21 protein-coding genes are annotated in these 24,982 nt (G+C 73.1%); 9 read left to right on the forward strand and 12 right to left on the reverse strand.

The window, feature by feature from the left end:
- Window positions 1–2 precede the first annotated feature (2 nt).
- From ybiA to F4556_RS24815, 9 genes are read right to left on the reverse strand one after another with little or no spacing between them, the layout of a single operon-like run.
- Complete coding sequence (gene ybiA / locus F4556_RS24775; RefSeq protein WP_184919693.1) at window positions 3–575, reverse strand: riboflavin biosynthesis intermediates N-glycosidase; 573 nt, start codon at window positions 573–575, stop codon at window positions 3–5.
- Entirely contained in the window at window positions 572–1,615 is a 1,044-nt protein-coding gene (locus F4556_RS24780; protein WP_184919695.1) for a PfkB family carbohydrate kinase, read from the reverse strand. The genes ybiA and F4556_RS24780 overlap by 4 nt, the downstream gene beginning before the upstream one ends.
- Before the next feature lie 18 nt (window positions 1,616–1,633).
- Entirely contained in the window at window positions 1,634–2,716 is a 1,083-nt protein-coding gene (locus tag F4556_RS24785; RefSeq protein WP_184919697.1) for an LLM class flavin-dependent oxidoreductase, read from the reverse strand.
- Window positions 2,717–2,725: 9 nt separating this feature from the next.
- Complete coding sequence (locus F4556_RS24790) at window positions 2,726–3,724, reverse strand: LLM class F420-dependent oxidoreductase (RefSeq protein ID WP_184919699.1); 999 nt, start codon at window positions 3,722–3,724, stop codon at window positions 2,726–2,728.
- A gap of 25 nt (window positions 3,725–3,749) precedes the next feature.
- Entirely contained in the window at window positions 3,750–5,375 is a 1,626-nt protein-coding gene (locus F4556_RS24795) for an ABC transporter substrate-binding protein (RefSeq protein ID WP_184919701.1), read from the reverse strand.
- Between the two features lie 10 nt (window positions 5,376–5,385).
- The gene (locus F4556_RS24800; RefSeq protein ID WP_184919703.1) at window positions 5,386–6,153 is read right to left on the reverse strand and encodes an ABC transporter ATP-binding protein; all 768 of its coding nucleotides are present in this window, start codon (window positions 6,151–6,153) and stop codon (window positions 5,386–5,388) included.
- A 53-nt stretch (window positions 6,154–6,206) separates the two neighbouring features.
- On the reverse strand, window positions 6,207–7,010 hold the full coding sequence (locus F4556_RS24805; protein ID WP_184919705.1) for an ABC transporter ATP-binding protein: 804 nt from the start codon (window positions 7,008–7,010) through the stop codon (window positions 6,207–6,209).
- Window positions 7,007–7,849, reverse strand: coding sequence for an ABC transporter permease (locus tag F4556_RS24810; RefSeq protein WP_184919707.1), 843 nt, complete (start codon window positions 7,847–7,849; stop codon window positions 7,007–7,009). The genes F4556_RS24805 and F4556_RS24810 overlap by 4 nt, the downstream gene beginning before the upstream one ends.
- A gap of 2 nt (window positions 7,850–7,851) precedes the next feature.
- Complete coding sequence (locus F4556_RS24815; protein ID WP_184919709.1) at window positions 7,852–8,796, reverse strand: ABC transporter permease; 945 nt, start codon at window positions 8,794–8,796, stop codon at window positions 7,852–7,854.
- Between the two features lie 622 nt (window positions 8,797–9,418).
- Between F4556_RS24815 and F4556_RS24820 the strand changes: the two genes are divergently transcribed.
- From F4556_RS24820 to F4556_RS24850, 7 genes are all read left to right on the forward strand, one after another.
- Window positions 9,419–10,306: a LuxR C-terminal-related transcriptional regulator gene (locus F4556_RS24820; protein ID WP_184919711.1), complete on the forward strand. Its 888-nt coding sequence runs from the start codon at window positions 9,419–9,421 to the stop codon at window positions 10,304–10,306.
- 283 nt (window positions 10,307–10,589) lie between these two features.
- Window positions 10,590–11,369 (forward strand): hypothetical protein, encoded by a 780-nt coding sequence (locus F4556_RS24825; RefSeq protein WP_184919713.1) that lies wholly within the window; start codon window positions 10,590–10,592, stop codon window positions 11,367–11,369.
- Window positions 11,369–13,198 carry an asparagine synthase (glutamine-hydrolyzing) gene (gene asnB, locus F4556_RS24830; RefSeq protein WP_184919714.1) on the forward strand — a complete coding sequence of 610 codons (1,830 nt, stop codon included), beginning with the start codon at window positions 11,369–11,371 and terminating at the stop codon, window positions 13,196–13,198. Before F4556_RS24825 ends, asnB begins: the two co-directional genes overlap by 1 nt.
- Complete coding sequence (locus tag F4556_RS24835) at window positions 13,195–13,719, forward strand: flavin reductase family protein (RefSeq protein ID WP_184919716.1); 525 nt, start codon at window positions 13,195–13,197, stop codon at window positions 13,717–13,719. The genes asnB and F4556_RS24835 overlap by 4 nt, the downstream gene beginning before the upstream one ends.
- Window positions 13,716–15,194 carry a 4-hydroxyphenylacetate 3-hydroxylase family protein gene (locus F4556_RS24840; RefSeq protein WP_184919718.1) on the forward strand — a complete coding sequence of 493 codons (1,479 nt, stop codon included), beginning with the start codon at window positions 13,716–13,718 and terminating at the stop codon, window positions 15,192–15,194. Before F4556_RS24835 ends, F4556_RS24840 begins: the two co-directional genes overlap by 4 nt.
- Window positions 15,191–16,042, forward strand: coding sequence for a class I SAM-dependent methyltransferase (locus tag F4556_RS24845; RefSeq protein ID WP_184919720.1), 852 nt, complete (start codon window positions 15,191–15,193; stop codon window positions 16,040–16,042). The genes F4556_RS24840 and F4556_RS24845 overlap by 4 nt, the downstream gene beginning before the upstream one ends.
- A gap of 54 nt (window positions 16,043–16,096) precedes the next feature.
- On the forward strand, window positions 16,097–16,954 hold the full coding sequence (locus F4556_RS24850; RefSeq protein ID WP_184919722.1) for a helix-turn-helix transcriptional regulator: 858 nt from the start codon (window positions 16,097–16,099) through the stop codon (window positions 16,952–16,954).
- 53 nt (window positions 16,955–17,007) lie between these two features.
- Here the strand turns inward: F4556_RS24850 and F4556_RS24855 are convergent, their stop codons facing one another.
- Window positions 17,008–18,213, reverse strand: a complete 1,206-nt coding sequence (locus F4556_RS24855; protein WP_184919724.1) for an MFS transporter — start codon at window positions 18,211–18,213, stop codon at window positions 17,008–17,010.
- Between the two features lie 202 nt (window positions 18,214–18,415).
- On the opposite strand from F4556_RS24855, the gene F4556_RS24860 reads away from it, so the two are divergent.
- Window positions 18,416–22,210: a wHTH domain-containing protein gene (locus tag F4556_RS24860; protein ID WP_446684979.1), complete on the forward strand. Its 3,795-nt coding sequence runs from the start codon at window positions 18,416–18,418 to the stop codon at window positions 22,208–22,210.
- A 125-nt stretch (window positions 22,211–22,335) separates the two neighbouring features.
- On the opposite strand, the gene F4556_RS24865 is transcribed toward F4556_RS24860, so the two are convergent.
- The gene (locus tag F4556_RS24865; protein WP_184919728.1) at window positions 22,336–22,599 is read right to left on the reverse strand and encodes a CopG family transcriptional regulator; all 264 of its coding nucleotides are present in this window, start codon (window positions 22,597–22,599) and stop codon (window positions 22,336–22,338) included.
- 17 nt (window positions 22,600–22,616) lie between these two features.
- On the reverse strand, window positions 22,617–24,032 hold the full coding sequence (locus tag F4556_RS24870) for an MFS transporter (protein ID WP_313068586.1): 1,416 nt from the start codon (window positions 24,030–24,032) through the stop codon (window positions 22,617–22,619).
- A 102-nt stretch (window positions 24,033–24,134) separates the two neighbouring features.
- Between F4556_RS24870 and F4556_RS24875 the strand changes: the two genes are divergently transcribed.
- Entirely contained in the window at window positions 24,135–24,977 is an 843-nt protein-coding gene (locus F4556_RS24875; protein WP_184919732.1) for a helix-turn-helix transcriptional regulator, read from the forward strand.
- Window positions 24,978–24,982: the final 5 nt, after the last annotated feature.

Below are 24,982 nucleotides of genomic sequence, written 5' to 3' on the forward strand. Positions count from 1 at the left end.
GATCAGGAGGAGAGCTGCTGGCGGGCCTCCATCAGGGCGAAGCCGAGCAGGTTGAGGCCGCGCCAGTCGGCCGGGCGGAGGGCCTGTTCGGCGTCGGCGGCGAGGCCGATGCCCCAGACCCGGTCGAGTGGGCTGGCCTCGACCAGGACGCGGTTGGCGGTGCCCAGCAGGTAGGAGCGGAGGGCCGGGTCCTGGCCGAACTTGGCGAGGTTGCCCGCGACCACCAGGTCGAACCGGGCGGCCGTCCAGCGTCCGTCGTCGAAGCCGCGGACCAGTCGTCCGAGCTTCTTCGCCTCGGCCGGGGTGCGGGCGGCCAGGATCCGTCCGAGGGTCTCCTCGTCGCCGAACAGCCGGGCCTTGCCCGCCATCATCCAGTGCTCGGCGGTGGAGTACCGGACGCCGTCCACGGTGAACGCGGACGGCCACCACTGGCTCAGCGAGCCGGGGCCGACGCTGCCGTCCCGCTCCGGCCGGTGGCCCCAGAACATCAGGTACTTCGGCCGCGCGCCGGCCGCCACCAGGGCGGCGAGGTCCTCGCGGGTGCGGGTGGTGGCGGGGTGCGGGGCATCGTTCATCCCGCCATGCTGTCACCCACCACCGACGACCGGCCTCCCGTTTTCGCCGCCACGTGCGGCCGCACCAGCTCGGCGGTCTCCCCGCCGTACGCCTCGGCGAGCCGGCGGAGGAAGTCCTCCGGCCGGTACACGTACTCCTGGGTCCCGACCGACTCCAGCGCCAGGGTGGCCAGCAGGCAGCCGACCCGGGCCGCGACCGGCAGCGGCAGTCCCCAGACCTCGCCGGCCAGCACGCCGGCCCGGAAGGCGTCGCCGACGCCGGTCGGATCGGCCCGGCGGAGCTCGCGTGGTGGGCGGACCTCGATCGGTGGTTCGCCCTGACGCTCGATCAGCACACCGTCCGCGCCGAGGGTGGTGAACCAGGTGCCGACCCGGGCGAGCAGTTCGGCTCCGGTCAGCCCGGTCCGCTCCAGCAGCAGACTGCGCTCGTACGCGTTGCTGAAGAGCCAGCGCGCACCGTCGACCAGGGTGCGGACCTGATCGCCGGTCAGCCGGGCGAGCTGCTGGGAGGGGTCGGCGGCGAACGGGAGGCCCGCCACTCGGCACTCCGCGGTGCGGCGCAGCATGGCGGCCGGGTCGTCGGCCCCGATCAGCACCAGCCGGGCCGGGCCGGTGCGGCCGAGCACCTCGGGGAGGCTGATGTCGGCGGCCCGGCTCATCGCGCCCGGGTGGAAGGAGGCGATCTGGTTCTGCGCCCGGTCGGTGGTGCACAGGAAGCGGGCGGTGTACTGGCCGGGGACGGTGAGCACGCCCCGGGTGTCCACGCCGTTGGCGCGCAGCCAGTCGTCGTACTCCCCGTGGTCGGCCCCGGCCGCCCCGACCAGCAGCGGCCGCAGGCCGAGCCGGCCGAGGCCGAGGGCGATGTTGGCGCCGACCCCGCCGCGCCGGATCTTCAGCCCGTCCACCAGGAACGAGAGCGAGACCTTGGTCAGTTGATCGGGCAGCAGCTGATCGGAGATCAGGCCGGGGAAGGTCATCAGGTGGTCGGTGGCGATCGAGCCGCTGATCACGATCTGCCCAGGTGTCGCGGGCTCAGTCATCGATGCTCCTGGAGGGTGTCACCAGCCGTGCCGGTGGCTGCCGGTCCGCAGCCGGGAGACCAACTCCCGCCGCAGCTCGCGGTCCTGGTCGGTCTCCACCGCCAGGTCGAGCTGGACGATGTCCACCCCGGCGGAGTGCAGCGAGCCGATCCGGTCGGCGACGGTGGCCGGTGATCCGACGTAGGCGGTGGCGAACGAGCGGCGGATGTACGCGGCCACCTGCTCGGCCGCCTGCTGGTCCGGCACCCGGCCGCGCTCGCGGTCGCGGTCCAGTGCGACGGCCTCGGCGAACCGGGGCCCGTCCGGACCGGAGGTGAGCCGCAGGGCGTCCCGGCGCAGGTCCTGGACCCGGCGCCGGGCGGCCTCGTCGGTGTCGGCCAGTACCAGGGTGAGGTGCCGCCAGATCCGCAGGCTCCGGCCGAACCCGGCGGCGGTGGCCCGGACTTCGCCGATCCGGCGCCGGGTGTCGGGCAGCGGGAGCGGTGGCAGGGCGTACACCTCGGCGTGCCGGGCGGCCAGTTCGACGCCGGCCGGGGAGGAGCCGCCGAAGGAGATCAGCTCACCGCCCGGCTCGGGCCGCAGTCCGGCCAGTGCGCCCGTGACCTGGTAGAACTCGCCCTTGTGGTCGAACTCCTGGTCATCCGTCAGGGAGCGCCGGAGCAGCCCCAGGTACTCGTCGGCCCGGCGGTAGCGGTCCGCCTTGCCCAGCGTGTCGCCGTCCCTGGCCACGTCCAGGTCGCTGGAGCCGACGATCACGTGGGCCGCTACCCGGCCGCCGGAGAGCCGGTCCAGGGTGGCGAGTTGGCGGGCTGCGACGGTCGGAGCGGTGGTGCCGACCCGGTGGGCGACGGCGATCCGCAGTCGACTGGTCGCGGCCAGGGCCCAACTGCCCACCAGCCACGGGTCCGGCCAGGAACTCGACTGCACCACCAGGGCGCTGTCGAGCCCGTCCTCCTCGTTCTCCCGGGCGGTCGTGGCCACGTGCCCGGGGTCGGCGGTGCGGTCCCGTGGGTCCGGGGCGAACCGTAGCGCCTGCCGTTCCCGAGGGGTCCGGCCGGTGACCGGGGCGGCCCGTACGCCGCCGCGCAGTTCGAGTTCCATCACGCCTCCTCAGCCTGCCGCCGGGCCGAGCCGGGCCAGGGTGTCGAGCAGCCGGGCCCGGCTGACGAACACCTCGGGCGGCAGCGACACGTACAGCTGGATGGTGGTGACGCCGGGGCGGTGGTAGCGCATGATCCGCTCCCGGCACTCCTCGGGGGAGCCGGAGATGAACAGGCCGTCCACCACCTCGTCGGGCAGGGCGGCCTGTGAGCCCTCCGGGTCGCCGTCGGTCCACAGCTTGTGCGCGTCGGCGAGCAACTCGCCGTGGCCCAGCCACTCGTGGAACTTCCGGTACGGCTCCCGGTTGAGGATCCAGGCCAGGAACGGGCGGCTGGCGCGGTGCGCGTAGTCGGTGTCCTCGGTCGGGCAGACGAAGACCTTGACCACCAGCTCCTTGCCGGGCGGCTGCGGGCCGACCGCGTCCAGCACCTTCGGCACGTCCTCGGGGAACAGCAGGTTGGTGATCGCGCCGTCCCCCTCGGTGAAGCCGAGCCGGAGCATGCCGGGGCGCAGCGCGCCGAGGATCACCTTGACCGGTTCGACCGGCGGGTGCGGCAGTCGGTAGCCGGTGATCGAGAAGGTGTCGAAGTCGCCGGCGATGTGCTCGCCGCGCAGCGCCCGGGTGACGAACCGCAGCACGTCCCTGGTCCGCTTGAACGGCTCGTCGAACGGGATGCCGTTGATGTCGGTGACGTGCGCCGGGACGGACGCTCCGATCCCCAGCAGCAGCCGCCCGGGCGCCAGTTGGGCCAGCGTGGCGGCGGTCTGCGCGAGCACCGCCGGGCCCCGGGTGTGCACCGGCACGATGCCGGTGCCGATCCGCAGGCTGGGCGACCAGGCGGCGGTCGCGGCCAGCGGGGTGAAGGCGTCGGTACCGCCGCCCTCGGCGCTCCAGACGTCGGTGTAGCCGAGGTCGGGGAGCCGCTCGACGATGAAGCGGTGCCGGTCGATGGTCAGGCCGGGCAGCGGCAGCGTGATGCCCCACTTGGGAGGTGCGGTGTCGGTCATCGGGTGGCCTTCCTGCGGGTGGGGGTCACGGCCGGACCGAGACCGTGGTGAGGTCGAGGAACCAGGACTGCGGCTGGACCAGCCCCTGCACCTTCGGCGAAAGGGCCCGGGGATTGCGGTCGTTGACCACGAACAGCCACGGCGCGTCCTCGGTCACCAGCCCGAGCGCCTGCCGGTAGTCGGCCTGCCGCTTGGTCTGGTCGGGCGAGGCGGCGGCCGACTTGAGCAGCTCGTCCACCTTCGGATTGGCGTAATGCCCGGTCCAGAACGGGCTGTTGGAGCCGACGAACAGCGGCAGCAGCGCCTCGGACTGGAACAGCGTGGTGGACTGCGCGATGGCGTCCGAGCCGAGCGCGACCTCGCCCTTGGCCTCGGCGCCGATCAGCGTCGACCAGTCGGTGGTGCGCAGTTCGACCTTGATGCCGACGGCCGCCAGATCGCGCTGGATCGCCTCGGCGATCGGCACCGGCACCAGGTTCCCGGAGCCCCCGGTGGGCACCGTGACCGAGCTGGCGAAGCCGCCGGAGAGACCGGCCTCGGCGAGCAACTGCTTGGCCTTGGCCGGGTCGTAGGAGTACGCGTCACCCGCCTTGTCGTACGCGGCGGTGGCCCGCGGCGCGGCCTGGTAGGCCGGGTCGGCGGTGCCGTGCAGCAGCTTGTCGGCGATCGCCTGGCGGTTGATCGCGAAGTTGGCCGCGCGGCGGACCCGGGGGTCGCTCCACGGCGCCTTGGTGGTGTCCAGGATCCAGTACCAGAGGTGGTCGTAGCTGTTGGTGAGGACCTGGACGCCGTCGGCCTTCAGGCTGTCGAGGTCGTCCGGGTTCGGGTACTCGATCCAGTTCACCCCGCCGGAGCGGAGCGCGGCGGTCCGGGCGGCGGCGTCCGGCAGCGGCTTGACCACCAGCTTGTCCAGCTTGGGTGCGCCGCGCCAGTACGTCTTGTTGGCGACCAGCTCGATCTGCTGGCCCTCGGTGTACGAGGAGAACGCGAACGGTCCGGTGCCGACCGGGTGTTGGGCGAACTTCGCGGAGCCGGTGCTCCGGACGGCGGCCGGGCTGGCGATCAGGACGTGCGCCAGGTCCTCCGGGAAGTGGCCGTTGGGGTCCTTGGTGACCAGCTCGACGTGGTCCGCGTCCAGCTTGCGGTAGCCGGTGATGCCGCCCGCGTACTCCTTGGCGGCGGCGCCGAGCGCGTCCGTCCAGTACTCGCTGCCCTTCTTCAGGTAGCGGTCCAGGTTGAACAGCACGGCGTCCGCGTCGAAGGCGGTGCCGTCCTGGAAGGTGACGCCCTTGCGCAGGGTGAAGGTCCAGGTCTTCGCGTCCGGCGCGACCTGCCAGGACTCGGCCAGTGCGCCGGTGACGGCCGGCGGCTTGTCGGTGACCGACAGGTCGTAGCGGGTCAGGCCCTCGTAGATCTGGAAGCTGACCAGTCGCTTGCCCTCGAAACCGGCCCCGCCGATCACGGTGTCCGGGTTGGGCAGCTTGCCGGTGGCACCGATCACCAGGGTGCCGCCCCGGCCCTTGCCGCCGGAGTCCGAACCGGGGCCGGTGGCCGGGCCGGAGGCGCAGCCGGCAGTGGTCAGCAGAAGGGCGGCGGCCGGCAGGGCGACGGCTCTGGAGCGGGTACGGGCGAGCGGGTGACGGTGCGTCATAGTGCGGTCCTCAGTGCGTGATCGGGTTGGGAAGCTGGTCGGTGGCGGCGTCCAACAGGGCGCGGGTGTACGGGTGTTGCGGGTCGGACCAGAGCTGTTCGGCCGGGCCCTGTTCGACCACCACGCCGTTGCGCAGCACCAGCACCCGGTGAGCGAGTCGGCGGACCACGGCCAGGTCGTGCGAGATGAACAGGAAGGCCAGGCCGGTCCGTTCCTGCAGACCGGTCAGCAGGTCGAGCAGCCGGGCCTGCACGCTGCGGTCCAGCGCCGAGGTCGGCTCGTCGCAGACCACCAGCTCGGGCCGGGTGGCCAGGGCCCGGGCCAGCGCCACCCGCTGGAGCTGCCCGCCGGACAGCTCGCGCGGGTAGCGCCGGGCCAGCTCCGGTTTCAGGCCGACCTGCTGGAACAGTTCGGCGACCTGCTCCGGGCGGTCCCGGCGTGGTGTGCCGTGCAGGCGCAGCGGGTCGGCCACCGCAGCGCCGGCGCGCAGCGCCGGGTTGAGCGAGCCACGCGGGTGCTGCGGGACGAACTGGAGCCGGGCCCGGACGGAGCGGGCGCTCCGGCCGCGCAGCCGGTACGGGTCTTGGTCGGCGAAGCGGACGGTGCCGCTGTCCGGCGCGAGCAGCCCGAGCGCGAGCCGGGCCAGGGTGGACTTGCCGGAGCCGGACTCGCCGACCAGGCCGACCGTCTCGCCGGGGGCCACTCGGAGGCTGACATCGGCCAGGGCGGTGCGGGGGCCGTACTTCTTGTGGACCGCTTCGATCGTCAGCAGAGGCAAGGTTGCACTACCTAGGGGCTCGGGGAACTGCGAGGGTTCGTGGCTGGTGGGTGTCACTGCGAAAGTGCCTGACCATTTAGGTACGTTGAACGCTCCTGAGGTCGGCGTCGCAGTTCCCCGAGCCCCTGATGGTGCAGCGTGTGCCGTTCGGTGGGGCCGGACTCGATCACCCGGCCGTCCTGCAGCACCACCACCGTGCCGCCGATCCGGCGGGCTGCCGTCAGGTCGTGGGTGACCAGGAGGAGGGCGATGCCGCAGTCCCGGCGCAGTTCGTCGAAGAGGTCCAGGATCCGGCCGCGCACCAGCGCGTCGAGCGCGGTGGTCGGCTCGTCGGCGATCAGGAGCTCGGGCCCGCAGCAGACCGCGATGGCGATCGCGGCCCGTTGCCGCAGGCCCCCGGACAGCTCGTGCGGGTAGCTCCGGGCGACCCGCTCGGGTTCGCCGATACCGGCCAGCTCCAGCAGTCGGGGCACCTCAGCCTTGGCGGCCCGCCGTCCGTCGGCCACGCCGTGTCGCCGGAGCACCTCGGCCAGTTGTGGGCCGATCCGGCGCAGTGGGTCCAGTGCGGCGGTCGGGTCCTGCGGCACGTAGCCGATCCGGCGGCCGCGCACCCGGGACCAGTCCGGACCGGTCAGCCCGCGCAGTTCGGTGTCGCCGAGCCGGACGCTGCCGGAGACCTCGGCGCCGCGTCCCGGCAGGCCGAGCACGGTGCGGGCGACGGTGGTCTTGCCGCTGCCGGACTCGCCGAGCAGCACCAGCGCCTCCCCGGCGCCGAGCTCGAACGAGACCCCGGCCACGGCCCGGACCCCGCCGGGGTAACCGACCGTCAGGTCGGTGACGGTGAGCGCCGCGCTCATCGGGTCACCGCCGGCAGCTGGGCACCGCTGTCGCCGAGGCGGCGGCGCAGGCGTTCGCCGAGGGTGTTGAAGAGCACCGAGACCAGCAGGATCACCACGGCGGGCTGGACCGCCACCCAGGGGTGGGTGAGCAGCGCGGGCCGCAGCTCGTCCAGCATCGCTCCCCACTCGGCGGTCGGCGGGGCCACCCCGAGGCCGAGGAAGGAGAGCCCGGCGGCGTACACCACGGCGAGCCCGACCAGGGAGGACGCGTACACCAGCACCACCGGTGCGACCACCGGCAGCACCTGACGCACCGCCAGTTCGAGGGCTCCCGCGCCGCTGACCCGGGCCGCCTCCAGGTACTCGGCGGTGCGGATCCGGCGGACCTCGGTGAAGCCGACCCGGGCCACCGCCGGGGTGAGCACCACGGACAGTGCCAGGACGGTCGCGCCCAGGCCGGGCCGCAGCAGGGTGGCCACCGCGATGGCCAGCAGGACGCCGGGGAAGGCGTACAGCACGTCCAGCGAGCGCAGCAGGCCCTGCTCGGTCAGCCGCCCGCCGAGGCCCGCCGCGATGCCCAGCAGGGTGCCGAGCACGGTGGCCAGCAGGACCGGTACCAGCCCGCCGACCAGCGAGGAGCGGGCCGCCCAGATCAGCCGGCTGAGCACGTCCCGGCCCTGGCCGTCGGTGCCGAGCAGGTGCCCGGCGGTGCCGGGGTCGAGCAGCCGGGAGTCGAGCGAGCCGGCCGCCGGGTCGTACGGGGCGACCAGCGGCGCGGCCACGGTCAGCAGGAGCAGCAGCAGTGCGGCGCCGAGGGAGAGCAGCAGGACGGGGTCCTGACGGAGGGTCGGCTTCATGGTCAGCTCCGCACCCGGGGGTCGACGGCCGCGTGCGCCGCGTCCACCAGCAGGTTGATGCCGACGAAGGCGACCGCCACCAGCAGCACCCCGCCCTGCACCAGCGGCAGGTCGCGGGCGGACAGCGCGTCGAACAGCAGGCGGCCGATGCCCGGCCAGGCGAACAGGGTCTCCACGAACACCACGCCCTCAAGGAGGTAGGCCAGTTGCAGGCCGCCGATGGTGAGCAGGGCGGGGGAGGCGTTGTGCACGCAGTGCCGCAGTACGGCCGCCCGGCTCAGGCCGCGGGCCCGCAGGCTGTCGGCCAGTTCACCCGCCAGCACCGCGGCCAGCGCGGCCCGGAACACCTTCGCGGTCAGCCCGAGCGGCACCAGCGCGGCGGCGACGGCTGGCAGCACCAGGTGCCGCAGCAGGTCGGCCGGGCCGCCCGAGCCGAACACGTCGTGGGTGCCACCGGCGGGCAGCCAGCGCAGCTGGACCGCGAACACCGCGATCAGCAGCAGCGCCACCGAGTACTGCGGCGCGGACACCGCGAGGGTGCTCAGCGCGTCGCAGACCTTGCCCGGCAGGCGGTCCGGCCGGACGGCGCCGAGCCCGCCGAGCAGCACCCCGCCGGCCAGCACCAGCAGGAAGGCCGCCCCGGTCAGCAGCAGGGTCTGGCCGAGCGCCGCGCCGATCAGCTCCTGCACCGGACGCTGGGCGGAGATCGACACCCCCAGGTCGCCGTGCAGCGCGTGGGCCAGCCAGCCGACGTAGCGCACCGGCAACGGCCGTTCCAGACCGAGCCGTTCGGACAGCTCGAGGCGGGCCTCGGGTGGCGCGCCGGGGCCGAGGAAGGCGGTCAGCGGATCACCCGGCACCAGGGCCACGGTGGCGAACACCACGACCGTCACACCCAGCAGCGTCGGCACCGCGAGCAGGACCCGGCGCAGCAGGAACCCGGTCATCCGCACACCCCGCTCGGCGGAGTGGTGGGCGGGGCGGCGGGCATGGCGGACTTCCTTCCGAGGATGCGGGGTGGGGCCGTCCGGATGGGCCGCGCAAGGGCGTTCGGGCCATGGCGAGGGGACGGGCGGACCAGGCTGGCAGCGCCGAGCCGGTGTCACGAAGGTTGCGGGTCCGGGCCGTTGACAGCCAGTCAGGAGTTCATGCGGATACCCCTGGTCATAGGACGAGCGGGCCCCGGCAGCACGCTGCCCCCGCCGCCGGACCGCAGTCCCGTCCTTGACCTGCTACGGGCCCCGACCTAGGGTGCCGGTATGGCAATCCGGCGGACCGACTTCACCCTGGTCGGGATCGGCGGCTCGTGGCACCGACGGTGTTTCGACGAGCTGTGTCCCCGCGCACCCCTGCGCTGACCGCCAACCACCCTCTCGGCAGCGCCCTCAACCTCCTGGCCTCGGTCCGGCCCGCCGCCCGTCCCCCACGGCTCGCGGCCGTCGTACCGAGCCCGCCGCAGTGCCGAGCCCCCGGGCCCGGCCCGCCACGTCCGAGGGGACCGCACGCCATGTCTCACCACGTCCTGTCAGCTCACCCCACCTCCCTCAGCCAGCGCCCGGACGGTGTGTGATGGCGGCTCTGACCAGCCGGAGCGCGCCGTCCACCGCGCGCGGCCACCGGGCCGGCCCGCGCCGCTACCCGCACATCGGCGGAGCCCCCGCCGTCGCGGTCGAGGCCCTGCACGCCGAGATCGACAACCCGCTCGACCTGATCGCCGGTCACCAGCTGCTCACCGATCCGGCCGGCCGCCGCCCGGCCGCGCCGTGCGACTGCGGCCACCCGGTGTGCGGCGGCCACCGCACGGAGCAGACCCGGATCTTCCTGATGGAGCGTCATCCGGTGGCCAGCGCCGGTCTGCGCTCGGTCCTGGCCACCGTGCCCGGCCTGGCGGTGGTCGGCAGCACCGGCGACCTGGTCGGCGCGGTGGCCGCGGTCCGCCGGGTCCGGCCGGACGTCATCCTGCTCGGCCGGGGTGGCTCGCTCGGCGACGACCTGGCGATGGTGGCCGCGCTGCGCGGTCCGGACGGTGCACCGGAGGCCCGGGTGCTGCTGCTGCGCCGGGCCGAGTCCACCACCGAGGCGGGCCGGATCCTGCTGGCCGGGGCCAGCGGCTGCTTCCCGCTCGACCTGTCCGAGGACCGGATCATCGGCGCGGTCCAACTCGCCGCCGCCGGCGGGTCGGTGTTCCTCCCCGCACCGCCACCGGCCCGGGTCCACCCGGCCAGCCTGGCCGGTCAGGCGGCCGAACCGCCGCTCCAGCAGGTCGGGTTGACCGGCCGGGAGCGGGACGTGCTGGCGCAGCTGGCCCGGGGCCTGAGCAACGCCGAGATCGGCCGCGAGCTGGCGCTCGCCGAGGCGACGGTGAAGAAGCACCTGACCCAGGCCATGCGCAAGATCGGCCAGTCCGACCGCCTACGGGCCGCCCTGTACGCCCACCGCCACGGCCTCGCGGGCTGAGGTTGCCTCCGGGCATCAGCCATCAGGGGCTCGGGGAACTGCGACGCCGACCCTTGCAAGGTGATCCGTACGTACCGGGTCAGGCACTTTCGCAGTGATACCCGCCAGCCACGAACCGTCGCCGTTCCCCGAGCCCCTGCGGGGCTCGTCTCGGAGGGCGACCTTCGGAGTAGTCCGGTGCTCCGATGGTCGCCCCAACCGGGTCCGTTCGGGGCTACTTCGGCAGGTCGCCCGGTTCCTAGCGTGGAGGCACACGCCAGGATCCGCCGAAGGGAGCAGTCCGTTGAGCGATGTGCCCGAGGGTGCCGCGGTGCCCGCGCAGCCCGCGCCGGCCACCGCCGTCCTTCCCCAGCCCGTGGCTGTCCCCGGCCCCGGCCGCTGGGACGAGCAGCCCAGATCGCCGTACCGCACCATGCCGGAGGCCGAACGCTCGGCGCTCTGGCGCCAGCGCCTGCACGAGGCCGAGGCCGGGCTGACCCGCTACCTGGTCTCCCGGGGGGACGGCATCCACCTGACCGACTGGTTCGCGTTGCAGTCCGCGATCTTCGCCGATCTGCCGGACGAGGCGACCGCCGGGGCGGCGGAGTGGCAGCGGGTGTTCTTCCGGGGCCAGGCGCTGATGGAGCGTTTCCTGGTGGGCCGGTACGGCGAGCCCGCCCTCGCCGAGTGGGCCAGGTCCAATGCCGACGTGCACCGTGAGGTGGAGCCGGACCACGGCCGGGGTGCCGCCGACCCGATCCACCGGATCGCCCGGCAGGCCGAACTGTACGGCTCCGACTACGAGTTCGACGACGACGTACCGCCGGGCGCCGACCGGGCCGCGCTCACCATCACGCACTGCGCGATCTGGGACTACCGCGAGCAGGCCCGCCGCACCGGCGTCCGGCTCACCCTGGCCTCGCCGTGCACCTACTGCACCGAGGCCACCTCCTCCAACATCCGGGCCAAGGGCTTCCGTCCGGAGTACCGGCTGCGGAGCGGCCCGACCGGGCACGGCTGCCGCTGGGAAGCCTCGGCGCCCACCGACCCCGACCTCGACCTCGACCCCCGCCAGGAGGCGTGATGTGCGGCCTGACCGGCTGGCTCGACTGGGACACCGACCTGCGGCACGCGGGCCGTACCGTCCGGGAGATGACCGGCACGCTGGCCTGCCGCGGCCCGGACGCCGAGGGCGTCTGGCTCTCCCGGCACCTGGCGCTCGGCCATCGCAGGCTCTCGGTGATCGACCTGGACGGCGGGTCGCAGCCGCTGGCCGACGCGGAGACGCCGCAGGCGGTGCTCGCCTACAACGGCGAGCTGTACAACTACCGGGAACTGCGCCGGGAGTTGGAGTCGTACGGGCACCGCTTCCGGACCGACTCGGACACCGAGGTGGTGCTCCGCTCGCACCTGCAGTGGGGGGCCGCCGCCCCGGAGCGGTTCAACGGCATCTTCGCGTACGCCGTCTGGGACACCCGGGGTGAGGAACTGCTGCTGGTCCGCGACCACCTGGGCATCAAGCCGCTGTACTGGCACCCGCACCGCACCGGGGTGCTGTTCGGCTCCGAGCCCAAGGCCCTGCTGGCCAACCCGCTGTTCCCGGCCGAGCTCGACGCGACGGGGGTGGCCGAGCTGTTCGCACTGCCCGCCGCCCCGACCGCCGGGCACGGGCTGTTCCGGGGGCTGAACGAGGTCCGCCCCGGCCACCTGCTCCGGATCACCCGGGGCGCCAGCACCGAAGTCCGGTACTGGCGGCTGGAGTCGGCCGTCCACACCGACTCGCCGGAGGCGACCCGGGCACACGTCCGGGAGCTGCTGGCCGACGCGGTGGAGCGCCAACTGCTCAGCGACGTACCGCTGTGCACGCTGCTCTCCGGCGGGGTGGACTCCAGCGCGATCACCGCACTGGCGGCGATCGCCCGGGAGCGGAACGGCCAGGGCAAGATCACCAGCTTCTCGGTGGACTTCCCCGGCAGCGCCGACCGCACCCCGGACGCCTGGCGGACCACCCTGGACGCCCCGTACGTGCAGGCCGCCGCCGAGCACATCGGCACCCTGCACACCTCGGTCCTGATACCCGACGACGACCTGCTGCTCGCCCGGGACGCCGTGCTGCGGGCCCGCGACCGGCCCGGCTGGGGCGAGATGGACGCCTCGCTGCACCTGCTCTTCCGCGAGGTGCGGCACCGCTCCACGGTCGCGCTCTCCGGTGAGGCGGCCGACGAGATCTTCGGCGGCTACCCCTACTTCCACGACGCCGCGGCGCTGGCCGCCGGCACCTTCCCCTGGCTGCACGGCCGGGCCACCCCGGCCGAGCTGCTCCGCCCCGAGGTCAGGGCCGAGGTCCGCCCCGAGGAGTACACCGCCGAGGCGTACCGCCGCTCGATCGCCGAAGTGCCGGTGCTGGCGGGGGAGTCGGCGGCCGACGCCCGGGTCCGCGAGGTGTTCCACCTGGCGCTGACCCGCTGGCTGCCGCCGCTGCTCGACCGGGTGGACCGGGTGTCGATGTCGGTCGGCCTGGAGGTCCGGGTGCCGTTCTGCGACCACCGTCTTGTGGAGTACCTGTGGAACGTCCCGTGGGCGCTCAAGGCACCCGAAGGGCGCGCCAAGGGCCTGCTCCGGGACGCCGTCCGGGACCTGCTGCCCCCGCAGGTGACGGACCGTCCGAAGAGCGGCTACCCCTCCACCCCGGCGGTCCGCTACACCGAGGTGCTCACCGAGCGGGCGCACGCGCTGCTGGCCGACCCGCAGGCCCCGGTCTTCGACCTGGTCGACCGCGCGCTGGTCCGTCAACTGCTGGCCGACGGACGGCCGTTGCCCAGTCCGCGGACCGCGCCCAACCCGGTCGGCGGTCTGGATCACCTGGTCCAGGTCGACGAGTGGCTGCGGGCCTACCGGGTGGGGCTGCGATGAGCCGGCCGCGGCAGTCGGACGCCCTCCGGGCCGCCGCCCGCCACTGGACCACCGGCGTCGCGGTGCTCACCGCCCGGGACGGTGACGAGGTGTTCGCCAAGACCGTCTCCTCCTTCACCACCCTCTCCCTGGACCCGCCGCTGATCAGCGTCGCGGTGGCCGCGCACAGCCCGTTGGCCGCCGCCGTCCGCAAGGAGGGCCGGTACGCGGTATCCGTGCTGGCGGCGGGTCAGCAGGCGGTCGGCCGCCGGTTCGCCACCCCCGGTGCGGGCCGCGCGCTCGGGATGTTCACCACCGTCCCGATGCACGCCGAGGTGACCGGAGCTCCGGTCCTCGACCACTGCCTGGCCTGGTTCGACTGCCGGCTCCAGGCCGCGCTGCCCGGCGGCGACCACGCCCTGCTGATCGGCGAGGTGCTGGCCGTGGACGGCAGCCCGGGCGCACCCCTGCTCTACCACGACGGCCAGTACCGCGAGTTGGCCGCAGACCACGCCATGACCTCGACAGGAGCCAACGCATGACCCTGCTGGACACGCCCGCCCTCGGACGGGGCCTGCTCACGGGCGAGCGGTACCTGGCCGAACTCGACGACGGCCGCGAGCTCTACCTCGACGGCCGCCGTGTCGACAACCCCGCCGAACACCCCGCCTTCCGGCCCGCCGCCGAGGAGCTCGCCCGGCTGCTCGACCTCCAGCACGACCCGGCCCACCGGGACCTGCTGACCTGGCAGGACCCGGACACCGGGCAGCGGATCGCCCGCGCGTACCAGCCGCCGCGCACCCTGGAGGACCTCCGGCTGCAGCGCCGCAGCGCCGAGTTCTGGCACGCCGAGGCGCTCGGCCAGCACGGCCGCTCCCCGGCCTTCATGGCCTCGATCGCGCTCGGCGTGTACGACTTCCGGCACCAACTGGCAAGCAGCGACGCCCGGTTCGGCGCCAATGCGGAGGCCTGGTACCGGCACGTGTCGAGCAACGACCTGGTGCTCTCGCACGCCCTCGGCGACCCGCAGATCGACCGCTCGGCCGACCCGGTGGACGACCCCGATCTCGCGCTGCGGGTGCTGGAGGAGAACGAGCACGGCATCGTGGTGCGCGGCGCCAAGCAGCTCACCACGCTGGCGCCGCTGGCCCAGGAGGTGCTGGTCTACCTGTCGGCCTCGTTCACCCAGCGGCGCGGCGAGCAGTTCGTGGTCTGGTTCGCGCTGCCGCTGAACACCCCCGGCCTGCTCACCCTCTGCCGGGAGCCGCTCGGCAGCTCCCCGTGGGGCCACGCCCACCCGCTCGGCGCCCGGTTCGACGAGCAGGACGCGATGCTGTTCTTCGACGACGTCCTGGTCCCCTGGGACCGCGTCTTCCTGCTCAGGGACGGCGAGTTGGCCCGAAAGGGTCTGGGCCGGATCAACGCCTGGAGCGCGTACATCGGCCACGTCCGCTACCGCGAACGGCTGCGCACCCTGCTGGCCACCGCGACCCTGGTGGCCGAGTCGATCGGCGTGGACGGCTTCCGCAACGTCCAGGAGGACCTGGGGCGGCTGGCCGGGTACGCCGAACTCACCGAGTACTTCCTGGACGCCGCCGAGGCCCGGGCCAAGGTCACCGACAGCGGACTGCTGGCGCCCGGCGACACCGCCGCCAGCCGGGTCTGGTCGGCCGAGGTCGCGGCGAGCGCGGTCGAGATCGTCCGCAAGATCGGTGCCTCCGGACTGCTGATGCAGCCCACCGCGGGCGACCTGGCCAACCCCCGGCTGCGCCCGCACCTGGACCGCTACATGCGCGGGCGCGGCATCGACGCCGAGCACAAGTCCCGGCTGTTCCGGCTGGCCTGGGAGCTGACCGGGGACGGCTTCGGCCAGCGGCAGGACCTCTACGAGTACGTCCATCGGGGCGATCTGACCCGCAACCGGATCAACATCTACCACCGCTACGACCAGAGCAGCGTCCGTGAGCGGCTGCTGCAGCTCATCGACACCCCCGCTCCCGAGGAGGCCCAGCAGTGACCACCGCGTCCGCCGTCGAGATCCAGGCCAGCACACTGGCCGGCTACGCCGACGCCAGCCGACTGCGCCAAGTCCTCGACCGGGACTGGGTGCTGGACCAGGTGACCGGCAGCCCCGAGACCCTGATCGACCTCGGCAGCGGCATCGGCCAACTGCTGGAGACCGCCCTGGACCGGCACCCGACCCTGCGGCTCGCCGTCGGCCTGGAGCGCTCCGAGCACCGGATCGCCGAGGCCGCCGAGCGGCTGAGCCGCTTCCCCGGCCGGACCGCCCTGCACCAGGCCGATCTGACGGACCCGCAGCCACTGCCGCTGAAGGCCGACGTGGTCACCATGACCTCCGTCCTGCACTGGCTGTACCCCGTGGAGGACCGGATCTTCTCCTGGGTGGCCGACCGGCTCACCCCCGACGGCAGCTTCCTGCTCACCACCTACCACCCGGCCCGGGACGCGTTCGGGCTCGGCGGCGAGGACGAGCTGGTGCGGGCCGCCCTGATCGCCACCGGTGTCGAACTCACCGACGTACCAAAGGTGTTCGAGCGCGGCGAGGTGCTGCCGATCGGCACCAGGACCAGGCCGGCCGAGGAGCTCGACGCGCTGCTGGCCCGGTACTTCACGGTGGACTCGTACCTGGAGCGGGACGCGGTGGTCACCGTCGAGGACGCCACCCAGTACGAGCACTTCCACGCCGCCACCTTCGGCGACTACTACAGCCGGCTGGTGCCGCCCGCGCTGCGGGCCGAGTTCTTCCGGGCGATCGGCGAGACCGCGCAGCGGCGGCAGGACGAACTCGGCTGGGTGAGCCACATGCCCGTCCGGCTCTGGCGGCTCAGGCCGCTCCAGGTCTGAGTCGCTCTAGGCTGGAGCACGACGGAACAACCATCCGCCCGAGGAGCTCACAGCATGTCAACTCCCCTCGTCAGCCAGGAACTCGGCGCCTTCCTGCGGGCCCACCGCGAGCAGCTCAAGCCCGCGGACGTCGGTCTGAGATCCACCGCCCGGCGCCGCACCCCTGGCCTGCGGCGGGAGGAGGTGGCCTCGCTCTCGGGGGTCGGACTGGCCTGGTACACCTGGCTGGAGCAGGGCCGGGTGACCGCCTCCCGACAGGTCCTGGAGGCGGTCACCCGGGCCCTGCAACTGGACGCCGCCGGCCTGCGGCACGCCATGCGGCTGGCCGGCTACCACGAGCCGGCCGGTCCCGCCCCGGTGGACGGCGGCCTGGCCGCCGCCGTCCAACCCGTGCTGGACTCCTGGCCGTTGAGCCCGGCGGTGCTGCTCGACCGGCACTTCGACCTGCTCGGCTGGAACACGCCCTGGTCCGCGCTCTGGGGCCCGCCCGAGGCGGTGCCCGCCGACCGGCGGAACCTGATGTGGCTGATGGCCGCCGACCAGCGGCTGCGGACGGTCCTGCACGACTGGGAGCCGCTGGCGATGAACGTCTTCCAGCACTTCCGCGCCCAGGCCGGACCCGCCCTCGCCGACCCGCGCACCGGCGAGGTCTACCGGCATCTGGACGAGGACGCGCCCGAGCTCCGGCACTGGTGGGGCTGCCACTCGGTGGCCGAACTCACCGCCCGGGCCGTGCTGGTGGAGCCCGCCGGGATCGGCCCGGTCCGGCTCACCCTCTCCTCGTTCCACCCGGTGGACGACCCGTCGGCGCTGGTGCTCCTGTTCACCCCGGCCGGTGCCGAGGACCGGGCCCGGATGACCTCGCTGGCCGCTCACCCGCTGCGGTCCGTACCCACCCGCGAAGCGGGCTGACGCCGAACAGCCGCCCGGGGCCTGTGGCCCCGGGCGGCTGCCGTTCCGCTGCTTCAGTTGCGCCGCAGGCCCGCGCTGACCAGCAGTCCGCCGAGCGCCGCGACCAGCGCCAGGACGGCGCCGACCAGCAGGGTGCCGTCCCCGACGTCCGAGAACGAGCCGACTGCCCAGGCGCCGAGCCCGGTCCCCGCGTACATGGTGGAGGTCAGCCAGGCGCTGGAGGTGGCCCGCAGTTCGGGCGCGACGGTGCCGGCCAGCGTCTGCTGGTCCGTCACGAACCCGCCGCTGGCGACGAACCAGACCACCACCCCGGCGAGCGCGACCACCAGCCCGGGACCACGCACCGTCAGCGCGATGCCGACCGCCAGCAGGACACCCCAGAGCGCCAGCAGTGGCAGGTTGTTCCGACCGGCCGCCCTGGCCCGGTCGCCGAGCCGACCGCCCAGCAGCGAACCGGCGATGCTGCCCGCGCCGACCAGGACGCCGACCAGCCCCAGCGCCTCCACCGACAGGTCGAAACGCTGCACCAGCACCGCCCCGAGGAAGGTGAACGCCCCCAGGTTGGCCGCACTGAACACGGTGTTCACCAGCAGCGCCCGCCGCAGCACCGGGTCACCCCAGCCCGCCAGCAGCGCCTTGACCGACCCGCCCGGCGCGGCCCCGACGGCGTCCGCACCGTCCTGCGCCGGGACCTGACGCAGCAGCAGCGGCAGCGCCGCCGCCGTCCCCACCGTCAGCGCCCAGAACGCCGACCGCCACCCCGCGGCCCCCGCCAACAGCCCACCCAACGGCACCCCGAGCACCTGCCCGGTGGAGAACAACGCCATCCCGAGCCCGAGCGCCCGCCCCCGGACCGCATCCGGCGCCGTCTCGGCGATGTGCGCCCAGATCGCCGGCCCGGCCGCCGCAGCCGCCAGCCCGGCCAGCCCCCGGGAGAGCACCAGCGTGGTCAGATCACTCGACAGCGCCGCCCCGGCGTTCGACAGCACGAACAGCACCGTCCCCGCCACCAACGCCCGCCGCCGCCCGAACCGGTCACTCAGCAGACCGAGGAACGGCGCGAACACCGCGTACACCAGCACGTACGCCGTCACGCTCGCGGCCGCCGCCGACTCGCTGACCGCGATCGACTCGGCAATGGTCGGCAACAGCGGCGAGATCAGAAACGTCTCGGTCCCGAACAGGAACAGCAAGACGAACACACCCGCATAGCGCAGGCGGTCGAAGGTCACGGTTGGCGCCTCGGAGACGCTGGTCATGGGGCATCACTGCTTTCGGTGTCACCTGCACGGAGGCTTCAGCCTCTGCCCCGTGCTGACGGACAGCCAGACAGCCAATCATCCTGTGACTCCAGCTCACAGGCACCGGTGCGCCTCCTAGAATTCGGGAACGAGGGACCGGGGAGGACAGCGCGTGACACAGGTGGGGAACAGGATCGACGGCGGGCAGTTCCAGGGGCCGGTGTTCCTGGTCGGGGGCGACGCGCACGTCTCGCTCCAGTCGGCCGGGGCACCGGTCGAGGAGGACCCCTGGGCCCGACAGGTCCGGCAGTCACGGGTGTGGGCACACACGGCACCGCGCGACTGCGAACCGTACCGGGAGCACGCGGTCGGGATCGTCCGGAAGCTGGCCGTCCTGCGCGACGCGGCAGAGGCAGCGCTCAAGGCCGACCCGTGGCGCGACCCCGGCTTCCCGGCGCGGTTCGCCGACCGGGTGGAGTGGCTGCTCGGCGAGCCGGGCGAGGGGGAGCCGCTGGACCTGTACCCGGCGGAGGCCGGGCTGCTGGTGCTCGTCCCCTATCTCCATGCCGTTCAGCAACTGACCTCGATGGCCGGGGCGTTGGACGTCGGGCCCGAGCTGCTCACCGTTCGGGCCGAGCGTGATGCGGCGCGGTCCTCGTACGAGTCCTTCCTCGGCGGGTACCAACTTCTGGTACACCGGGCCGAGTTGCGGCCCGAGGCGGCGCCGGTGATCGGGTGGTGGCTGTTCCGGCGATGGCTGGAGACCGACCGTGGGCTGGGCGAGCTGGTGAATGCCGTCGCCGAGCCGGAACAGCCGCTCACCGCGGCGCTCGACGCCGGGCGGCTGGCCAAGCTGCTGCACGGGACGCGACGAGGCCCGGACGTCTGCGGTCCGGAGCACCTGGCCCGGCTGGCGGCGGACGACGTCCTGCCAGGACCGGGGCGGCAGCGGGTCCGCGAGCAGCGGCTGAGCCTGTTGCTCGCACTCGCGCACGGGACGGCCCTGCCACTGGCCGCACTGCCCGACACGATCGTCGAGCACACCGGCATTCCTTACCCGGTCGGCCCGGCCGAGCTGGTCCGCACCCTCGAACGGGCCAGCTGGGGCGGTCATGCCGACTTGCCGGTGCTCAGGGCGGAGTGCGACCACGAGGCCGTGGTCGAGGCTCTGCGGGAGTACGTCGACCGCCTGGACGAGCTCCTGCACGCGGTCGGCCGGGTGGTTCCGGAGCGGATCACCAAACCGATGCCCCAGTTGCCCAAGCGACTGTCGGCCGACGGAGTGCTGCCGAGGGAAGGCGTGTTCAGCAGCGGGGCACGGTTCCGGCTCGACGACCGCCGGGTACGCGAGCTGTTGACGGGGACTCAGCTGTACCGGAATCCTGATCTGGCGGTCCGTGAGCTGTACCAGAACGCCCTCGACGCCTGCCGCTACCGGCGAGCCAGGACGGAGTACCTGGAACGGACCGGCCGGCCGGTGCACCCTTTCGAGGGGCGGATCGACTTCACCCAGGGGGTGGACGAAGACGGCCGCGCCTACCTGGAGTGCCACGACAACGGCATCGGGATGGGCGAGACCGAATTGCGCGGGGTCTTCTCGCACGCCGGGGCCCGCTTTGCCGAGCAGCCCGACTTCCTGCTGGAGCGGGCGGAGTGGCAGCGGCTCGACCCGCCGGTGGAGCTGTTCCCGAACAGCCGGTTCGGGATCGGGGTGTTCTCGTACTTCATGCTGGCCGACGAGATCCGGCTGACCAGTTGTCGGATGGGGCTGGACGGTCTGCCCGGGCCGGTGGTGGAGGCGCGGATCTTTGGCCCCGGGCATCTGTTCCGCATCGTGCAGCAGCCGGAGCCGGCCCGGGAGACGGGTACCCGGGTGCGGCTCTACCTGCGCGGGGATGCGGCCGAGTGGCGCTCCTGGTCGGCACCGGACACCCTGCGGCAGGTGCTGGGGATCGCCGAGTTCGCCACCACCGTCCGCCGGGGCGAGGAGGTGGCGAAGTGGGTGCCCGGTGTGCTGGCGGACACGTTCCGGCTGGAAAGGGTGGAGGAAATGCAGTTCGCGTTCGGGCCGGACGGGGCGGAGAGTTCGGCTGGAGCCAACCGCACAGTGGTGTGGCCCGGAGGGCCGGAGGGCACCCGGGTGATCTGGTGTGAGCGAGGTGGTGCGCTACTGGTGGACGGACTGCGGGTCGAACTCGGTGAGTCGAGCTGGGCCTTGCGTCATCTCCGAGGGGCTGTGGTCAGTCTCAGCGGCCGTCACACGCCTGGGCGGCTGTCCGTCGACCGGAGTCAGGTCCTCGACGACCTCTCGGAGCAACTGGAGGTTCTGCTGGCCGAAGCGGTTCCGGTCCTGGTCGGCGCGCCGGATTCGTTCCTGACACTCGAGTGGATGCGCAAGCTCGCCGAGGCCAGCCTGTATCTCGCGGACGTCGTCGCCACGGCGGCGGCCGAGCAGGCGGCGCCGTCCGCCGCTGTGGAGGCGGTCGTCGGCCGCCTCCCGGCGGACGGCAAGCTGCTGGGCGAGGAGGGCCGGGCGTTTGACGGAACCCCGTACCCCCTGCTGCTGCCGGATCAATTTCTGCTGTGGCGGTTGATGGCCACCGGGCCTCATCGGTTGCTCGACGAACTGACCTCCCTGGTGGCCGAGCTGGCTGATCAGGGGGAAGTTGTCACCGCCAGGCCGTCTGACGAGCAGTTGATTCCGCTGAGCCATGAGCCGTTGGTGTCGGAGAACGACCTCTACGTTCTCGCGGTGTTGACCCGCCGGAGTCCCCGCGAGCTCGCACTCCGGTGCCGCCTGTTGGGGGTGAGGACGGGAGACCCGGAAGTCTTCCCTGACGAACCCGGGCGGGTGTTCGCCCCTGCTGTCAAGGCCGCGATCGAGAGGGCCCACAGAGCGTACCGATTCCCGGGTGGGGTGCTGCCCTGGACCTTCCTGGTCCGTCAGGCGGGGGGAATCGCTCGGGCCGAGGAGCGGAGGGAATCCGGCGGTTGGCTGTCCGAGGTGCCGGACGAGCAGGACCGGCGGATCCTCTGCATCAACTGCGACAGCTCGGGGGGATTCCCGATTCGGTTCGACCAGCCGGTGGAACCCGGTCACGTCGTGCAGGCATCGCTGCGGACCGGCCTTTCCCCGGCCGAGGTCCGGCGGCGACTGGAGGCATTTCGGGTGACGGTCGAGGAGTTCGGCTTTCCCGTGGCCTTGGACGAGGAGATGCTGAAGTGGCTGAGCCTCGGCTGCACCGGCCACGGTCCCTGGTTGAGCCTCGGCAGGATGTTGTCACCCGCGCAGCTGCTCGCAGCTCAGCGTGAATGGCGTCTCCCGTATGACGAAGTGGTCGACGAGTACCGGCGGTTGGGATTTCTTCTGCCTCCTGTGCCAACCGGCCCGGAGCAGGATGATGACCTCCGTCTCCTCTCCGGCACAGACCAGTTCGGGCCGATCCCGGCGGACAAGGTGCCTGGCTACGGGGAGCTGTTCGCACTGGCACAGGGGTCGGGCCAGTCGCTCGCGCACGTGATCGAAAGGCTTGCCGTCTACGGGATTCGGGTCGAGCTGCGAGTGCCGCAGTACCCGACTTCCCTGGACGACGACCTGCTGGCAGACAGTTCCACTCCCCGGCTGGGGGCGAACTGGCACTCCGGCCTGACTGTCGGCCAGACCGTGCCGCTCTTCCGGGTCATCCTGGTAGCCCGTGGGCTTGCCGTGCCACTTGACGAGGTCGTGGCGCGCTTGCGCTCCTACGGTATTCCGCTCTCGCACACGGAACTTCCCGAGGGGCTTACGGAACGGGAAGCCCTGGGACTCCTCAGCACGAAGGTGGAACAGCTGCCGACCGTCTTCCAGCCGCCGATGCGCCTCGTCCAGCTGCTCGCGATCGCCCAGGAGGTCGGACGCCCGCTCGCCGAAACCGCGGACCTGTTGCAGAGGCTGGGCGTGAACGTTCCGGACCTCGCCTCGGCCGTCCGGGCCGCACTGGCCCGGGTGCCCAGGGAGCCGCAGCCGGCCGATTGACCGGAGCGCTGGAGGATCGCCAAGGTGCGTGGTCGGGCAGGCTTCAGACTTTGATCACCGTGATGCGATCGCCGCACAGGGCAGTGAGGTCCTCGGGGTGCCCGCGGGCACGACACAGCCGTGACTCAGGCCCCGCCCGTTCCCGGGTCGTTCTGCTCCTCACGTGAACGCCCCAGGCGGGCGCGGTTTCGCTGGATCTCCTCCGCCGTGATGGGGCCGTGCTCGGCCTCCGCGACCGCGATGAGCTCGCTGAGGTTGTCCCGTTCGATCTGACGGGCGACCGCTGCCACGACGTATGCGGAGAGCCCGGCTGGGCCGCTGCGAGCCCGTGCGGCCTCGGCGATCTCTCGGGACATGGTGATCGAGTACGTCTGGGTGGGCTCGCTCATGCCCTTCATCCTGCCTCTCAGGCCACCGAGCGCGGCAGCCGCAGGCTGAGCAGCAGGATCGCCACCGACCCGCAGGTCTGCACCCCGAGCACCACCGCCAGCGCCCGGCCGAAGCCGAGGGCGGGGGCCAGCGCGAGGTAGAGGGTGCCGAGGGTGGCCACGCCCAGGGCGAGGCTGGACTGTTGGGTGGTGGCGAGGACGCCGCTGCCGACGCCGGCTCGGGTGGTGGGGATGCGGGAGAGGACGACCCGGAAGAGGGGGGTGCCGATCAGGCCCTGGCCGATGCCCGCGAGGGCGATGCCGGGGAGCATCCGGAGCGGGGTGAGGTCGGTGGTCAGGGCGGTGGCGGCGAGGGTGGTGAGGCCGAGGGCCTGGACCACCGCTCCGGCCGTGATCACCCGGCTGCCGAACCGGCCGACCAGCCGGGGGCCGGCGAGCGAGGCGCAGAAGTAGCCGACGGCCATCGGGACCAGCGTCCAGCCCGCCGGCACCGGGCCGAGGCCGAGGCCCTGTTGGAGCAGGACGGCGATCACGAACATGAAGCCGCCGAAGCCGGTGAAGTAGGGGAGTGCGATGCCGAGGCCGCGCCGCATCTCGGGGAGCCGGAGCAGCGAGAAGGGCAGCAGCGGTACGGCTCCGGCCCGCTCGGTGCGCAGCTCGACCCGGACGAAGGCCCAGGCGAGGAAGGGGAAGGCGGCCAGCAGCAGCCGGCACCACACCGGCCACCCGAGCGCCCGCCCCTCGGTCAGCGGGACGAACAGCGCGAGCAGGGCGAGGGTGAGCAGCGCGGTGCCGGGCAGGTCGACCCCGGTGGCCCGGTCGGCGCGGCTCTCCGGGACGTGACGGAGCGCCAGCAGGGCGGCCAGCAGCGCGAACGGGACGTTCAGCAGGAAGACCGAGCGCCAGCCGGTACCGAACAGGTCGGCGGCGACCAGCAGCCCGCCGAGCACCTGGCCGGCCACCACCGCCACCCCGCCCGCCGCGCCGTACACGCTGAGCGCCCGGGCCCGGCGGTGGCCGTCGGTGGCGGCGGTGATGGTGCCGAGCACCTGTGGGATCAGCAGGGCGGCGGCCGCACCCTGGGCGGCCCGTCCGGCCACCAGGCTCCAGGCGTCCGGGGCCAGGCCGCAGACCAGCGAGGTGAGCGCGAAGGCGACCGCGCCGTACAGGAAGAGCCGGCGGCGGCCGATCGCGTCGCCGAGGCGGCCGCCGAGCACCAGCAGGACGGCGAACGAGATCCCGTACCCGGCGGCGATCAGCTCCAGCACGGCGGGCCCGGCGCTGAGGTCGTGCTCGATGGTGGGCAGGGCGACGTTGACGACGAAGAAGTCCAGCGAGGGGAGGAAGGCCCCGAGCAGGACGGTGGCGAGCCCGGCGGTGGAGAGCAGGGAACGGGACGGTGCGAGCTGGGGGAGCGTCAGTTGCTGAGTCACGTCCGCTACTCTGGCGCCGGGCCGAGCCGGGTACCAGATGGTCTTTATCCTGGTACCAGCAGCACCTGGCAACAGGAGAAGACCACCGGCATGCTGGTACCCATGACCACGACCACCACCGCCCGCACCGAACTGGCCGCCTTCCTGCGCAGCCGCCGCGAACGGATCTCCCCCGAGCAGGTCGGCCTCCCGGTGGTCGGCCGGCGCCGGACGCCGGGGCTGCGCCGGGAGGAGGTTGCGCTGCTCTCGGCGGTCGGGGTCACCTGGTACACCTGGCTGGAGCAGGGCCGCGACATCCAGGTCTCGGCCCAGGTGCTGGACGCGGTGGCCCGGGCGCTGCAGCTCGACCCGACCGAGCGGAGCCACCTGTTCGTGCTGGCGGGCAGCGAGGACCCGGTGGCGCGGCCGGAGTGCCCGACCGTCACCCCGGCGGTCCGGCTGCTGCTGGAGCAGCTGGCGCCCTACCCGGCGGCGGTGATCAACAGCAGGTACGACGTGCTGGCCTTCAACCGCTCCTACCACTGGCTGGCCGGTGATCTGGAGGAGCTCCCGTTCGAGGAGCGCAACCTGATGTGGCTGGTCTTCACGGGCGGCACCTTCGCTCAGCGGCTGGTGGACCAGGACACGGACCGGCAGGGAATGGTCGCCCGGTTCCGGGCCGCGATGGCCGACCACGGGGCCGAACCGGCCTGGAAGACGCTGCTGCACCGGCTGCGCACCGCCTCGCCGGACTTCGAGGAGCTGTGGGGCCGCCACGAGGTCGCGGCGGCGGGCAACGGGGTCAAGCGGTTCCTGGTCCCCGAGGCCGGGCTGATCCGGTTCGAGTACACCAGTCTCTGGCTCGGCCCCCGGCCCGGCAGCCGGCTGGTGACCTACACGCCGCGCGACCAGGAGAGCCGGGAGAAGCTGCTGCGGCTGGACGCTGAGCCGAGTGGGGGACAATGAAGAGT

The sequence above is a fragment of the Kitasatospora gansuensis genome, assembly GCF_014203705.1.
Lineage (GTDB): Bacteria > Actinomycetota > Actinomycetes > Streptomycetales > Streptomycetaceae > Kitasatospora > Kitasatospora gansuensis.